Genomic DNA, 13,293 nt, shown 5'->3' on the forward strand with positions numbered 1-13,293 from the left:
GGAGGGCCGCCGGGACGCGGTTTTTCGGTGGCCCCGGCCGGCTCCGGGGCCGTACCGTCCCGGGTATGAACGCGAAGCGTCCGCTGATCGCCGTGCTGACCGGCGCGGGTGTCTCGACCGACTCCGGCATCCCCGACTACCGCGGCCCGCAGGGGCTTTGGCGCAAGGACCCGAGCGCCGAGGAACTGGTCACCATCGGGCCGTACCGGGACGACCCCCGGGTGCGCGCGCGGGCCTGGCGGATGCGGCTGGAGACCGGCGCGCTGGCCGCCGGGCCGAACGCCGGGCACCGGGCGCTGGTGGACCTGGAGCGCTCCGGGCTGCCGGTGCGGGTGCTCACCCAGAACATCGACGGGCTGCACCAGGAGGCCGGGCTGCCCGCCCGCAAGGTGCTCGAACTGCACGGCAACACGCGGGAGACCCAGTGCCTGCGCTGCCGGGTGGTCGGGTCGATGGCCGAGGCGCTGGCGCGGGTCGAGGCGGGCAAGCCGGACCCGGACTGCCGGGCCTGCGGCGGCATCCTGAAGCCGCGGATCGTGATGTTCGGCGAGAACCTGGACCCGGAGGTGCTCGGGCAGGCCGACGCGATCGCCCGCGCCTGCGACCTGTTCATCGCGATCGGCACCAGCCTGCAGGTGTTCCCGGTGGCCGGGCTGCCGTACACCGCGGTGAAGAGCGGCGCGAAGCTGATCATCGTGAACGCCGAGGAGACGCCGTACGACGTGGCCGCGTCCGAGGTGATCCGGGAGCCGATCTCCACCTCACTGCCGAAGCTGGTCCGGCGGCTGGTCGTGGAACGGGCGTGAGGACCCTTTACGGACGTACCGCATGCATACGATGATCTTCCCGGCTTCCCCCCACGGCCTGGAGTGATCGAGCGATGACGACGACGGCGAAGTTCGACCCCTGGTCGGCCGCGTTCGTGGCCCACCCGTACGACGCGTACGCCGAACTGCGCGCGCAGGCGCCGGTGACGTACTTCGAGCCGACGAACCAGTGGCTCGTCCCGCGCCACGAGGACGTCAGCGCGCTGCTGCGCGACCGGCGGCTCGGCCGCACCTACACCCACCGGTTCACCCACCAGGAGTTCGGCCGCCCCGAGCCCGACCCGGCGCACGAGCCCTTCCACACCCTCAACGACCACGGGCTGCTCGACCTGGAGGCGCCCGACCACACCCGGATCCGCCGGCTCGTCTCCAAGGCCTTCACCCCGCGCATGGTCGAGGGCCTGCGCCCGACCGTCCGGCGCCTCGCCGGCGAACTGGTCGACGGGCTGCTCGCGGACGGCGGCGGCGACCTCATCGCCGCCGTCGCCGAGCCGCTGCCCGTCGCCGTGATCGCCGAGATGCTCGGCGTCCCGGAGGGCGACCGGCACCTGCTGCGGCCCTGGTCCGCCGACATCACCGGCATGTTCGAGCTCAACCCGAGCGAGGAGACCGCCCGCCGGGCCGTCACCGCCAGCACCGAGTTCTCCGACTACCTGCGCGCCCTGATCCGCGACCGCCGGGCGAACCCGGGCACCGACCTGGTCAGCGCGCTGATCCAGGCCCAGGAGGGCTCCGACGCGCTCAGCGAGCAGGAGATGGTCTCCACCTGCGTGCTGCTGCTCAACGCCGGGCACGAGGCCACCGTCAACACCACCGGCAACGGCTGGTGGGCGCTGTTCCGCCACCCCGAGGAGCTGGCCCGGCTGCGCGGCGCCGTCGACGAGCTGCTGCCCACCGCGATCGAGGAACTGATGCGCTGGGACACCCCGCTGCAGATGTTCGAACGGTGGGTCCTGGAGGACGTCGAGATCGGCGGCGTCACCGTCCCGCGCGGCGCCGAGATCGCCCTGCTCTTCGGCTCCGCCAACCGCGACCCGGCCCGCTTCGCCGACCCGGACCGGCTCGACCTCGGCCGCACCGACAACCCGCACGTCACCTTCGGCGCCGGAATCCACTTCTGCCTGGGCGCCCCGCTTGCCAGACTGGAGCTCACCGAGTCCTACGGCACCCTGCTGCGCCGGGCCCCGGGCCTGCGGCTGGTCCGCGAGCCCGAGTGGAACCCCGGCTACGTGATCCGCGGGCTCAAGGAACTGCTGGTCGAGGCGTAGGACGGGAAGAGGGGGGGCGGCCGTGGGCAAGGCGACGGGGGCACTGCTGGGGCTGGCGATCGGGGACGCGCTCGGCCGGGAGACCGAGTTCCAGGCCGTCGAGGAGATCACCGCCCGCCACCCGGACTGGCGGCGGCTCCCGCTGCCGAAGAAGGCCCTGGTCACCGACGACACCCAGATGACGCTCGCCCTCGCCCGCGGCCTGCGCACCGCCCTGGCGCGCGGGCCGCTGACGCCGCTGCGGCTGGAGCGGCCGGTCCGCGAGGAGTTCGTCGACTGGTGGCGCTCCCCGCAGAACAACCGCGCCCCCGGAATGACCTGCCTGCGCTCCTGCCAGCGGCTCAGCCGCCCCGAGTACCGCTGGCAGCAGGCCAGCGACGTCGGCTCCAAGGGCTGCGGCGCCAACATGCGGGTCGCCCCGGTCGGGCTGATCCGCGAGCTGGACGCCCGCGGGCTCTCCGGCGCCGCCCAGCTGCAGTCCGCGCTCACCCACGGCCACCCGACCGCGCTCGCCGCCAGCGACCTCACCGCGTACGCCGTCCGCCGGCTCGCCGAGGGCATCGCGCCGGCCGCGCTGCCCGCCGCGCTGCGCTCCTACGCGCTGGCCGGCCGCCACCGGTACGACGGGTTCTGGCTCGGCGACCTCGCCGACCGGTGGTACGGCCCCTCGCCGCAGGACGTCATCGCCCGCGGCTGGGACGACTGCCTCGAGGTGCTCGACCGGCTGGAGGCCGCGCTCGCCTCGCCGGACGTCGAGGCCGACCCCTGCCTGGCCACCGGCGGGGGCTGGGTCGCCGAGGAGGCCTTCGGCACCGGCCTGCTCTGCTTCCTGCTGCTGCCCGACGACCCGGCGGCCGCCGTCCGCCGGGCCGCCGTCTCCAGCGGCGACTCCGACTCCCTGGCCTGCCTGACCGGCGCCTTCGCGGGCGCCCACCACGGGGAGTCGGCCTGGCCGGCCGACTGGGTCGAGCGGATCGAGCACCGGGACGAACTGCTGGAGTTCGGGGCGCTCTGGGACTGAGCCGGAACCCGGAGGCGGGGTGCCGCGTCGAAGGGCCATGACGAACAGCAGCACCGGAACCCGTCGCCGCACCGTCCGCGCCGCCCGCCGCCCGGCGACGGTGCTCCTCGCCGCCGCGCTCGCCGCGCCCCTGGTCGCCGGCTGCGGCAGCACCGGGGCCGCGACCGGCACCGAGGTGAAGGCCTCCGCGCCGGCCACCCGCCCCGCCGTCGACCCGGCCCGGCTGGCCGCCACCGCGAAGGCCACCGACGCCTTCGGGCTGGACCTCCTGCACGCCCTCACCGCGACGCCGGACGGCGCCGGGCGCAACACCGTGGTCTCGCCCGCCGGGCTGGCCACCGCGCTCGCGATGCTGCTGCCCGGGGCGCGCGGTGCGACCGCCCAGGAGCTGGCCAAGGCCCTGCACACCGACCTCGACCCGAAGCAGTACGCCCTCGCCGTCGGCGCCCTCGACCAGCGGGCGGACGGCGGGGACAAGGCCACCCTGCGCCAGAGCGACGAGGTCTGGACGCAGCAGGGCCTCCCGGTGGAGCCCGACTACCTGGCCACCCTCGCCGCGGCCTTCGACGCCGGAGTGCACACCACCGACTTCAAGAAGGACCCGGAAGGCAGCCGCAAGGCCGTCAACGCGGCCGTGGAGAAGGCCACCGAAGGGCGGATCAAGGACCTCTTCGCCCCGAACACGATCGACCCGAACACCCGGCTGGTCCTCACCGACGCGCTCTACCTCAAGGCGAAGTGGGCCTCCGAGTTCAAGCCCGGACACACCGCCGACCGCCCCTTCCACAAGCTCGACGGCTCCACCCCGAACGTCTCCACGATGAGCCGGACCGACGACCTCAAGTACGCGGACGGCTCCGGCGGGATCGCCGGCGAGCCCTGGCAGGCCGTCGAACTCCCCTATGCGGACGGCACGTTGGCGATGGACCTGATCGTCCCCGCGCAGGGCGGCTTCGCCGCCTTCACCAAGGGGCTGGACCAGCCCGAGCTGGACCGGATCCTCGGCGCCCTCAGCGCGCAGCCCGTCGACCTGCAGCTGCCGCGCTTCCACTTCGACACGTCCAACGAGCTCACCCCCGCGCTGCGCTCGCTCGGCGTCCACTCGGCCTTCGACGACGCCGACCTCACCGGCATCGCCGAGCAGCCGCCGCTCGCCGTCAGCACGGTGGTGCAGAAGGCCACCGTCCAGGTCGACGAGGAGGGCACCGTCGCGGCGGCCGGCAGCGGCGTCGGGGTCGGCGTCGCGGCCGCGCCCGCCCCGCAGCGGGCCGCCCAGCTGCACATCGACCGGCCGTTCCTGTTCCTGATCCGGGACACCTCGAACGGGCGGCCGCTGTTCCTCGGCCAGGTCACCGACCCGCAGGCGAAGTAGCCGCCGGGCGGGGGCGGGGGCTACCAGGCCGGGTAGCGCCCGCCGAGCGCCGGGTGGCGCGGGTCGCGGCTGCCGAACAGCACCAGCAGGTCGTCCGCGACCGTCAGCAGCTCGGCCCGGCCCTCGACCGCCCCGGCCCAGTCGGCGGGCAGCGCCGAGGCGCCGTACGCGGCCCCGACCAGGTTGCCGCAGACCGCGCCGGTGGAGTCGCTGTCCCCGGAGTGGTTCACCGACAGCAGCAGCGCGGTGCGCACCGGGTCGGGGTCGAGGGTGGCCGCCAGCAGCGAGTACACCGCGATCGCCAGGCACTCCTCGGCGATCCAGCCGAGCCCGACCCGCTCCACCGCCTCCGCCGCGGGCTCGGACTCCTGGGCGATCCGCACCGCCCGGGCCAGCGCCTGGACGGTCTCCTTCGAACTCGGCAGCTCCCGGATCTGGTCCACCGTCTCGCCGACCGCCGCCCACGGCTCGGTGCCCTGGGCCAGCCGCTCGACCAGCGCCGCGAAGGCGCCCGCCGCGAGGTAGCCGGTCGGGTGACCGTGGGTCAACTGGGCGCACTGCACCGCCAGCCCGAAGGACTGCTCGGCCCCGAGCCGGGCCAGCCCGAACGGCGCCGAGCGCATCACCGTGCCGCAGCCCTTGGACCCGGGGTTGACCGGCCCCGGCCACCCGATCGCGGACGGCGCCTGGAACTCCGGGTGCTCCGACACCCCGCTCAGGCACGCGTTGCCCGGCGCCCGCCGCGCGTACAGGAACGGCTGGCGCAGCAGCCAGCCGTCGTACGGGCGCGGCTGCGGCTCGGCGTCCGGCCGCGGCTGGTACTGCGTCTGCAGCCAGCGCCGGTAGGCGCCGTGGACGGCCTCCGGCACCGAGCCGCCACCGCCCGTCCAGCCGCGGACGAAGCCGCGGATCAGGCCCTCGGCGGTGAACAGCGTCATCTGGGTGTCGTCGGTGACCTCCACCGGACCGGGCCCGGCGGGCAGCGCCGTCACCCCGTCCGGCCCGAACCGGTCCTGGATCTGGTGCAGTTGCAGGAACTCCACCGGCCAGCCCAGCGCGTCGCCGATCGCCCCGCCGAGGAGCGCCCCGCGCACCCGGTCCCGGTACCCCGACTCCGCCGTCGGCTCCGTCACGTCGAATCCCCCTTCGTTCGTGGCGGTGTACGTTCTACCAGGTTCGGAGACGGGCCCTAATCCCGGATCTCCCCGGCGCGCCCGTGCAGCGCGGCGCGGTCCGCGGCCGCCCGCCCGGCCGCCCAGCCCTCGCCGTCACTGACCCGCACCCGCTGCGAGACCAGCTTCGGGAACAGCCGGCCGACCTCGTCGTCCACCGCCGCCGAGCGGGCCGCGAGCGCGGGCAGCAGCCGTGCGTCCGGCAGCAGCTGCTCCTCGGTGCCGTCCTCGCGCAGGTGCCGCCCGGCCGCCGCGTCGCTGGTGGCCCGCTCGGTGGCGGCGGTCAGCCGCTCGCGGATCCGCGCCGCGTAGGCGACCAGGAACGACTGCCGGAACGCCTTGCTGCGCGAGTCCTTCCCGGAGCCCGCCTTGTTGAGCGCGTGGGTGGCCTGCACCAGCAGCGAGGTGTAGAGCAGCTCGACGCCGTCCAGGTCGCCGTCGAAGCCGATCACGGTGCAGAAGCCGAACTCCTTCGCCCACACCACCCGGCAGCGGTTCGCCGCCGCCACCGCGTCCAGCAGCATCGTCTTCGGGCCCTCGTACGGGTTGTCCACGCCGATCCGCACCGCCGCCGGGGTGTCCCGGTCGGCGCCGGCCGCCGCCAGCAGCGCCTCGTCGATGCTGTGCTGGGCCATCAGCTGCTGCGCCTTGGCGGTCAGCGCCTCGGCCTCCTCCGGGTACTCGGTGGACTCGGCCTTCGCCAGCAGCGCCCGGATCCGGGCCAGCATCCGCGGCTCGCCGGTCGCCGGGCCGGCCGGGTGCTCGGCCCGTACGGACCGGCCGGCGGCCCGGCCGCTGTGGCCCGGCGCCGGGCCGACCGGGGCGATCGGGGGCAGCCGGCCCCAGCTGCGCAGCAGCTCCAGGGCGGCGGTGGCGAGGGCGAAGCGGTCCAGCCGGTGCCGGTGGGCGAAGGCGCCGAGGAACTGCTCGTCGTCCGGCCACCACGCCTCGGCGTCCAGCTCGCGCAGCTGCTCCCGCCAGCGCCGGTCCGGGCCCGTCGCCGGGTGCCGGCGGTTCTCGGCGGCGATCAGGTCCACGGCGAGCGCCAGGTGGACGGGCTTCAGTTCGCGCCGTACCACCCGCACCAGGTCCGCCGGGCGCCACCCGGCGGACCAGCAGCGGCCCACGGCGGTGTCCGCGTACCCGAGCAGCGCGCGGCTGACCGCCGGCCACTGCCCGGCCGAGGCGGCCAGCAGCGAGGCGCCGGTGTCCAGTGCCAGGTCCAGCGTGTCGTCCGGCGCCGTGAGCACCGACCGCACCGCCTGCTCCAGCAGCGCCCCGGCGTCCCCGCCCTGCTGCGCGCGCTTGCCCACGGTGTGTCCCTGCTCTCCTCGACGGTTCCGGCCCTCCCGCCCATGATGCCGGAGGCGCGCAGGGCGCCCCGGCGGCCGGGGGAACGGGGGAGCGGGGGAACGGGGGAGCGGGGGAGCGGGGTGGCTCAGCGCTCGATGGCCTTGGCCAGGATCTCCGGCAGGCGCTCCAGCAGCCGGTCGGCCGCCAGCCGGATGCCGAGCGCGGCGATCAGCGCGCCGTACGCCGGCCCGGGTGGCAGACGGCCCCCGGCTGTGGTAGAGCGGGTGAAGGGTGGCCCGACACCGGCAGGTCGTGCGCGGGACACCCCCGCGACATCCGGCCGGGGGTCACGACCTGCGGCGTTGCATTTGTTTTGACCGCGCCCCATGCGCTAGGTACGCTCTGACCTTGTGCCTGGGGTGTCCCCGGGTCCTTGTGCGTGCATGCACACCGGTCGCCGCGCCGAGCCGGAGCGCCTTCCAGCGCCCCGCGCGTTGAGCGCCGTCGCTGTACATCAGCTCACGGGATTCCGTGCCGGAAAAAACCCAACACACCCGACCGCGTGGGTCGACCACGGGGCCGAGTGCGAGGGATCACCACAGGTTAGTTCCACCAAGCCTTGGCACACAGAAAACGGAGAAACGGTGCCTACGATCCAGCAGCTGGTCCGAAAGGGCCGGCAGGACAAGGTCGAGAAGAACAAGACTCCCGCGCTGAAGGGCTCCCCGCAGCGCCGTGGGGTCTGCACGCGTGTGTACACGACCACCCCGAAGAAGCCGAACTCGGCTCTCCGCAAGGTCGCCCGTGTGCGCCTCACCAGCGGGATCGAGGTCACCGCTTACATCCCGGGCGAGGGCCACAACCTGCAGGAGCACTCCATCGTGCTGGTTCGCGGTGGTCGTGTGAAGGACCTTCCTGGTGTCCGCTACAAGATCATCCGCGGTTCGCTCGACACCCAGGGTGTCAAGAACCGCAAGCAGGCTCGCAGCCGCTACGGCGCCAAGAAGGAGAAGTAAGAATGCCTCGTAAGGGCCCCGCCCCGAAGCGCCCGGTCATCATCGACCCGGTCTACGGCTCCCCGGTCGTCACCCAGCTGGTCAACAAGATCCTGCTGCACGGCAAGCGCTCCACCGCCGAGCGGATCGTCTACGGCGCCCTCGAGGGCGTCCGTGAGAAGACCGGCTCGGACCCGGTCGTCACGCTGAAGCGTGCGCTGGAGAACGTCAAGCCGGCCCTCGAGGTCAAGTCCCGCCGTGTCGGTGGCGCGACCTACCAGGTTCCGGTCGAGGTCCGTCCGGGCCGCGCCAGCACCCTGGCGCTGCGCTGGATGGTCGGTTACTCCCGCGCCCGTCGCGAGAAGACCATGACCGAGCGTCTGATGAACGAGATCCTCGACGCCAGCAACGGCCTGGGCGCTTCCGTGAAGCGTCGCGAGGACACCCACAAGATGGCCGAGTCCAACAAGGCCTTCGCGCACTACCGCTGGTAGTCCGTACCCCGTCACTAGACAGAGAGAGAACGAGCCACCATGGCTGCAACCTCCCTTGACCTCGCCAAGGTCCGCAACATCGGGATCATGGCGCACATCGACGCGGGCAAGACGACCACCACCGAGCGGATCCTGTTCTACACCGGTGTGTCGTACAAGATCGGTGAGGTCCACGATGGCGCTGCCACCATGGACTGGATGGAGCAGGAGCAGGAGCGCGGCATCACGATCACGTCGGCCGCGACGACCTGTCACTGGACGGTCGACGATGCCGACCACACCATCAACATCATCGACACCCCGGGTCACGTCGACTTCACCGTCGAGGTGGAGCGTTCGCTGCGCGTCCTCGACGGTGCCGTGACGGTGTTCGACGGTGTCGCCGGTGTCGAGCCCCAGTCCGAGACCGTGTGGCGGCAGGCTGACCGCTACGGCGTCCCGCGCATCTGCTTCATCAACAAGCTGGACCGCACGGGCGCGAACTTCTTCTTCTGCGTCGACACCATCGTGGAGCGCCTCGGCGCCACCCCGCTGGTGATGCAGCTCCCGATCGGTGCCGAGGCGGACTTCAAGGGCGTTGTCGACCTTGTCCGCATGAAGGCCCTCGTGTGGTCGGCCGAGGCCGCCAAGGGCGAGATGTACGACGTCGTCGACATCCCGGCCGAGCTGCAGGAGCAGGCGGACGAGTACCGCGAGCAGCTGATCGACACCGTCTCGACCATCAGCGACGAGATCGCCGAGCTCTTCCTCGAGGGCGAGGAGATCCCGGTCGAGCTGCTGCAGGACGTCATCCGCAAGGGCACCCTGAACTCGGACTTCACCCCGATCTTCTGCGGTACCGCCTTCAAGAACAAGGGCGTTCAGCCCCTGCTCGACGCGGTCGTCAAGTACCTGCCGTCGCCGCTGGACATCGAGTCCATCGAGGGCACCAAGCCGAACGACCCGGAGACCAAGATCTCCCGTAAGGCTTCGGACGACGAGCCGCTGGCTGCGCTGGCGTTCAAGATCATGTCCGACCCGCACCTGGGCAAGCTCACCTTCGTCCGGATCTACTCCGGCCGCCTGGAGTCCGGCACCTCGGTGCTGAACGCCGTCAAGGGCAAGAAGGAGCGCATCGGCAAGATCTACCGCATGCACGCGAACAAGCGTGAGGAGATCGAGTCGGTGGGCGCCGGCGACATCGTCGCCGTCATGGGCCTGAAGCAGACCACCACCGGTGAGACGCTGGCCGACGAGAAGAACCCGGTCATCCTGGAGTCCATGGACTTCCCGGCCCCGGTCATCCGCGTCGCCATCGAGCCCAAGTCCAAGGGTGACCAGGAGAAGCTGGGTGTCGCCATCCAGCGTCTCGCCGAGGAGGACCCGTCCTTCCAGGTCAACACGGACGAGGAGACCGGCCAGACCATCATCGCGGGTATGGGCGAGCTGCACCTCGAGGTGCTGGTCGACCGTATGAAGCGTGAGTTCAAGGTCGAGGCCAACGTCGGCAAGCCGCAGGTCGCGTACCGCGAGACGATCCGTCAGGCCGTCGAGCGCATCGACTACACCCACAAGAAGCAGACCGGTGGTTCCGGTCAGTTCGCCAAGGTGCAGATCGCGATCGAGCCGCTCGAGCAGGCCGAGGGCTACGAGTTCGTCAACCTGGTCACCGGTGGCCGCGTTCCGCGCGAGTACATCCCGTCGGTCGACGCCGGTTGCCAGGAGGCCATGGAGTTCGGTGTCCTCGCCGGCTACCCGCTCCAGGGCGTCCGCGTGAAGCTCCTCGACGGTCAGTCGCACGACGTCGACTCCTCCGAGCTCGCGTTCAAGATCGCCGGTTCGATGGCCTTCAAGGAAGGCGCCAGGAAGGCCAAGCCGGTCCTTCTTGAGCCGATGATGGCCGTCGAGGTCACCACGCCCGAGGACTACATGGGCGACGTGATCGGTGACATCAACTCTCGTCGTGGCCAGATCCGGTCCATGGACGAGCGCCACGGTGCCCGCGTCGTCACGGCGCTGGTGCCCCTCTCCGAGATGTTCGGCTACGTCGGTGACCTGCGCAGCAAGACCTCTGGTCGCGCGAGCTACTCGATGCAGTTCGACTCGTACGCCGAGGTCCCCAAGGCCGTGGCTGAGGAGATCATCGCCAAGTCCAAGGGTGAGTGACGTCCCGACTTCCGGGATGATTCCGACCCTTTAGGCTATTAGGAGGCGACCTGGGAGGATCCGGACGGATTCTCCCAGGGCCTCCGGCCCCCACCCATGGGACGGTACGAGGTGCTTCCGGCACCCGGACCAAGCCCGATCAAAGACCAACTGACGTCAGCACGGCGTACAGGAACTGTCCTCAGGAGGACTCAGTGGCCAAGGCGAAGTTCGAGCGGACGAAGCCCCACGTCAACATCGGCACCATCGGTCACATCGACCACGGCAAGACCACGCTGACCGCGGCCATCACCAAGGTGCTGCACGACGCGTACCCGGACCTGAACCCCTTCACGCCGTTCGACCAGATCGACAAGGCCCCGGAGGAGCGTCAGCGCGGTATCACCATCTCGATCGCGCACGTCGAGTACCAGACCGAGGCGCGTCACTACGCCCACGTCGACTGCCCGGGTCACGCTGACTACATCAAGAACATGATCACCGGTGCCGCCCAGATGGACGGCGCCATCCTGGTGGTCGCCGCCACCGACGGCCCGATGCCGCAGACCAAGGAGCACGTCCTCCTGGCCCGCCAGGTCGGCGTTCCGTACATCGTCGTCGCCCTGAACAAGGCCGACATGGTGGACGACGAGGAGATCCTGGAGCTCGTCGAGCTCGAGGTCCGCGAGCTGCTCTCCGAGTACGAGTTCCCGGGCGACGACCTGCCGGTCGTCCGCGTCTCCGCGCTGAAGGCCCTCGAGGGCGACAAGGAGTGGGGCGAGAAGCTCGTCGGCCTGATGCACGCCGTCGACGAGAACATCCCCACCCCGGCCCGCGCCGTGGACCAGCCGTTCCTGATGCCGATCGAGGACGTCTTCACGATCACCGGTCGTGGCACCGTCGTCACCGGCCGCATCGAGCGCGGCATCCTCAAGGTCAACGAGACCGTCGACATCATCGGCATCAAGGAAGCCAAGACCACCACCACGGTCACCGGCATCGAGATGTTCCGCAAGCTGCTCGACGAGGGCCAGGCCGGTGAGAACGTCGGTCTGCTGCTCCGTGGCATCAAGCGCGAGGACGTCGAGCGCGGCCAGGTCATCATCAAGCCGGGTTCGGTCACCCCGCACACCGACTTCGAGGCCCAGGCCTACATCCTGTCGAAGGACGAGGGTGGCCGCCACACCCCGTTCTTCAACAACTACCGCCCGCAGTTCTACTTCCGTACCACGGACGTGACCGGCGTCGTGACCCTCCCCGAGGGCACCGAGATGGTCATGCCGGGCGACAACACCGCCATGACGGTCGCGCTGATCCAGCCGATCGCCATGGAGGAGGGCCTGAAGTTCGCCATCCGTGAGGGTGGCCGCACCGTGGGCGCCGGCCAGGTCACCAAGATCCTCAAGTAATCGAGGCTCTGACCTGCCCGCCTCGTAGAGGCTGAGCCGAAGGGCCCCGCACACCTCCGGGTGTGCGGGGCCCTTCGGTGTGTCAGCTGTGGTGCTCCCGTCTGCTTCTGGTAACGGCCTGTTGAAGGTTTGTCCAGAACCGACTGCTATCCTGGCGGCTCATTGGGCTCTCCCGCGTTGTCGTCCGCAGCTTCCAGGGCGTTGGGAGAGGCTCCGGTCGGTGTCGTCTCCCGGCGGAGCACCTTCTCGATCGCACTCGATACATGGGGACGGGCAAGCACGATGTTCAACGAAGCATCCGGGAACGGCCCGGCCGGGGGGCCCGCGCCGCTGTTGTCGGTCGTCATGCCGATCTACAACGAGCAGGAGGCGCTGCCTCTGACCGTCCAGCGGCTGCGTCCGATCCTCGACGGCCTCGGCATCAGCTACGAGGTCGTCGGCATCGACGACGGCAGCACGGACGCGACTCCCGCGCTCATGCAGAAGATCCACCAGGACTGGCCGGAGTTCCGGATCGTCCGCTTCGCCCGCAACTCCGGGCACCAGGCCGCGCTGACCGCCGGCATCCACCGGGCCTTCGGCGACTACGTCGTGTCGATCGACGCCGACCTGCAGGACCCGCCGGAGAAGATCCCCGAGATGCTCGCGCTGGCCCGCGAGCAGAACCTCGACATCGTCTACGGCGTGCGCGGCGACCGCGGCACCGACACCGTCTTCAAGCGGCGCACGGCCGGCGCCTACTACTGGCTGATGCGCAAGCTCGTCGGCAAGAAGATGCCCAACCAGGCCGGTGACTTCCGCCTGCTCAGCCGGGCCGCCGTCGAGGCGCTGAAGGCGCTGCCCGAGCACCAGCCGGTCTACCGCCTGCTGGTGCCGTGGCTGGGCTTCCCCAGCGGCGAGGTCGTCTACGTGCGCGAGGAGCGCGTGGCCGGCAGCACCCACTACCCGCTGTCGAAGATGCTCCGGCTGGCCGTCGACAGCATCACCAACTTCTCCGCCGCCCCGCTGCGGCTGGCGACCTGGCTGGGCGTGCTGAGCTTCGTGCTCTGCTTCGCGCTGGGGATCTACACCACCGTCGAGTACGCGCTCGGCAAGACCGTGCCCGGCTGGTCCTCGCTGTTCATCGGCATGCTCTTCCTCGGTGCCGTCCAGCTGATCTGCATCGGCCTGCTCGGCGAGTACGTCGGCCGGATCTACTCGGCGTCCCAGGCCCGCCCGGCGTACTTCGTCGGCTACGACTCGGCCGAGGACAACGACCGCACGACCCGCCGGACCGTCACCTACGCCGGCTGAGCAACGCCGCCGTCCGCGGCCGGGG

12 protein-coding genes are annotated in these 13,293 nt (G+C 71.3%); 9 read left to right on the forward strand and 3 right to left on the reverse strand.

The annotated features are described in order from the left end of the window. Nucleotides 1-65 precede the first annotated feature (65 nt). From AB2U05_RS19355 to AB2U05_RS19370, 4 genes are all read left to right on the forward strand, one after another. A complete protein-coding gene (locus AB2U05_RS19355; protein WP_369183839.1) occupies nt 66-806 on the forward strand; it encodes an NAD-dependent deacetylase in 741 nt (246 codons plus the stop codon). A gap of 74 nt (nt 807-880) precedes the next feature. Continuing rightward, a complete protein-coding gene (locus tag AB2U05_RS19360) occupies nt 881-2,095 on the forward strand; it encodes a cytochrome P450 (protein ID WP_045693061.1) in 1,215 nt (404 codons plus the stop codon). 22 nt (nt 2,096-2,117) lie between these two features. Further along, nucleotides 2,118-3,116 carry an ADP-ribosylglycohydrolase family protein gene (locus AB2U05_RS19365; protein WP_369183840.1) on the forward strand — a complete coding sequence of 333 codons (999 nt, stop codon included), beginning with the start codon at nt 2,118-2,120 and terminating at the stop codon, nt 3,114-3,116. A gap of 37 nt (nt 3,117-3,153) precedes the next feature. Beyond that, nucleotides 3,154-4,488, forward strand: a complete 1,335-nt coding sequence (locus AB2U05_RS19370; RefSeq protein ID WP_369183841.1) for a serpin family protein — start codon at nt 3,154-3,156, stop codon at nt 4,486-4,488. Nucleotides 4,489-4,508: 20 nt separating this feature from the next. On the opposite strand, the gene AB2U05_RS19375 is transcribed toward AB2U05_RS19370, so the two are convergent. The 3 genes from AB2U05_RS19375 to AB2U05_RS19385 form a co-directional block, all read right to left on the reverse strand. Further along, the gene (locus AB2U05_RS19375) at nt 4,509-5,621 is read right to left on the reverse strand and encodes an ADP-ribosylglycohydrolase family protein (RefSeq protein ID WP_045709384.1); all 1,113 of its coding nucleotides are present in this window, start codon (nt 5,619-5,621) and stop codon (nt 4,509-4,511) included. Between the two features lie 56 nt (nt 5,622-5,677). Continuing rightward, a complete protein-coding gene (locus AB2U05_RS19380; RefSeq protein ID WP_369183842.1) occupies nt 5,678-6,973 on the reverse strand; it encodes a DUF2786 domain-containing protein in 1,296 nt (431 codons plus the stop codon). Nucleotides 6,974-7,098: 125 nt separating this feature from the next. Next, on the reverse strand, nt 7,099-7,278 hold the full coding sequence (locus AB2U05_RS19385) for a hypothetical protein (protein WP_369183843.1): 180 nt from the start codon (nt 7,276-7,278) through the stop codon (nt 7,099-7,101). A gap of 319 nt (nt 7,279-7,597) precedes the next feature. Here AB2U05_RS19385 and rpsL point away from each other — a divergent pair, with 319 nt between their 5' ends. From rpsL to AB2U05_RS19410, 5 genes are all read left to right on the forward strand, one after another. After that, nucleotides 7,598-7,969: a 30S ribosomal protein S12 gene (gene rpsL, locus AB2U05_RS19390; protein WP_014144289.1), complete on the forward strand. Its 372-nt coding sequence runs from the start codon at nt 7,598-7,600 to the stop codon at nt 7,967-7,969. Between the two features lie 2 nt (nt 7,970-7,971). Then, nucleotides 7,972-8,442 carry a 30S ribosomal protein S7 gene (gene rpsG / locus AB2U05_RS19395; RefSeq protein WP_030055803.1) on the forward strand — a complete coding sequence of 157 codons (471 nt, stop codon included), beginning with the start codon at nt 7,972-7,974 and terminating at the stop codon, nt 8,440-8,442. 39 nt (nt 8,443-8,481) lie between these two features. Next, a complete protein-coding gene (gene fusA / locus AB2U05_RS19400; RefSeq protein WP_045693058.1) occupies nt 8,482-10,587 on the forward strand; it encodes an elongation factor G in 2,106 nt (701 codons plus the stop codon). Nucleotides 10,588-10,781: 194 nt separating this feature from the next. Further along, entirely contained in the window at nt 10,782-11,975 is a 1,194-nt protein-coding gene (tuf, locus tag AB2U05_RS19405) for an elongation factor Tu (RefSeq protein ID WP_045693057.1), read from the forward strand. Between the two features lie 282 nt (nt 11,976-12,257). Then, complete coding sequence (locus tag AB2U05_RS19410) at nt 12,258-13,268, forward strand: glycosyltransferase family 2 protein (RefSeq protein WP_045693056.1); 1,011 nt, start codon at nt 12,258-12,260, stop codon at nt 13,266-13,268. The last annotated feature ends 25 nt before the right edge of the window (nt 13,269-13,293 follow it).

It is taken from the genome of Streptomyces sp. Y1 (assembly GCF_041053115.1).
Classification (GTDB): Bacteria; Actinomycetota; Actinomycetes; order Streptomycetales; family Streptomycetaceae; genus Kitasatospora; species Kitasatospora rubellomurina.

Excerpts from the sequence above, each read along its gene's own strand:
- AB2U05_RS19355 (WP_369183839.1), top strand. The coding sequence starts at position 66 with ATGAACGCGAAGCGTCCGCTGATCGCCGTGCTGACCGGCGCGGGTGTC.
- AB2U05_RS19360 (WP_045693061.1), top strand. The coding sequence starts at position 881 with ATGACGACGACGGCGAAGTTCGACCCCTGGTCGGCCGCGTTCGTGGCC.
- AB2U05_RS19370 (WP_369183841.1), top strand. The coding sequence starts at position 3,154 with ATGACGAACAGCAGCACCGGAACCCGTCGCCGCACCGTCCGCGCCGCC.
- rpsG (WP_030055803.1), top strand. The coding sequence starts at position 7,972 with ATGCCTCGTAAGGGCCCCGCCCCGAAGCGCCCGGTCATCATCGACCCG.
- fusA (WP_045693058.1), top strand. The coding sequence starts at position 8,482 with ATGGCTGCAACCTCCCTTGACCTCGCCAAGGTCCGCAACATCGGGATC.
- AB2U05_RS19410 (WP_045693056.1), top strand. The coding sequence starts at position 12,258 with ATGTTCAACGAAGCATCCGGGAACGGCCCGGCCGGGGGGCCCGCGCCG.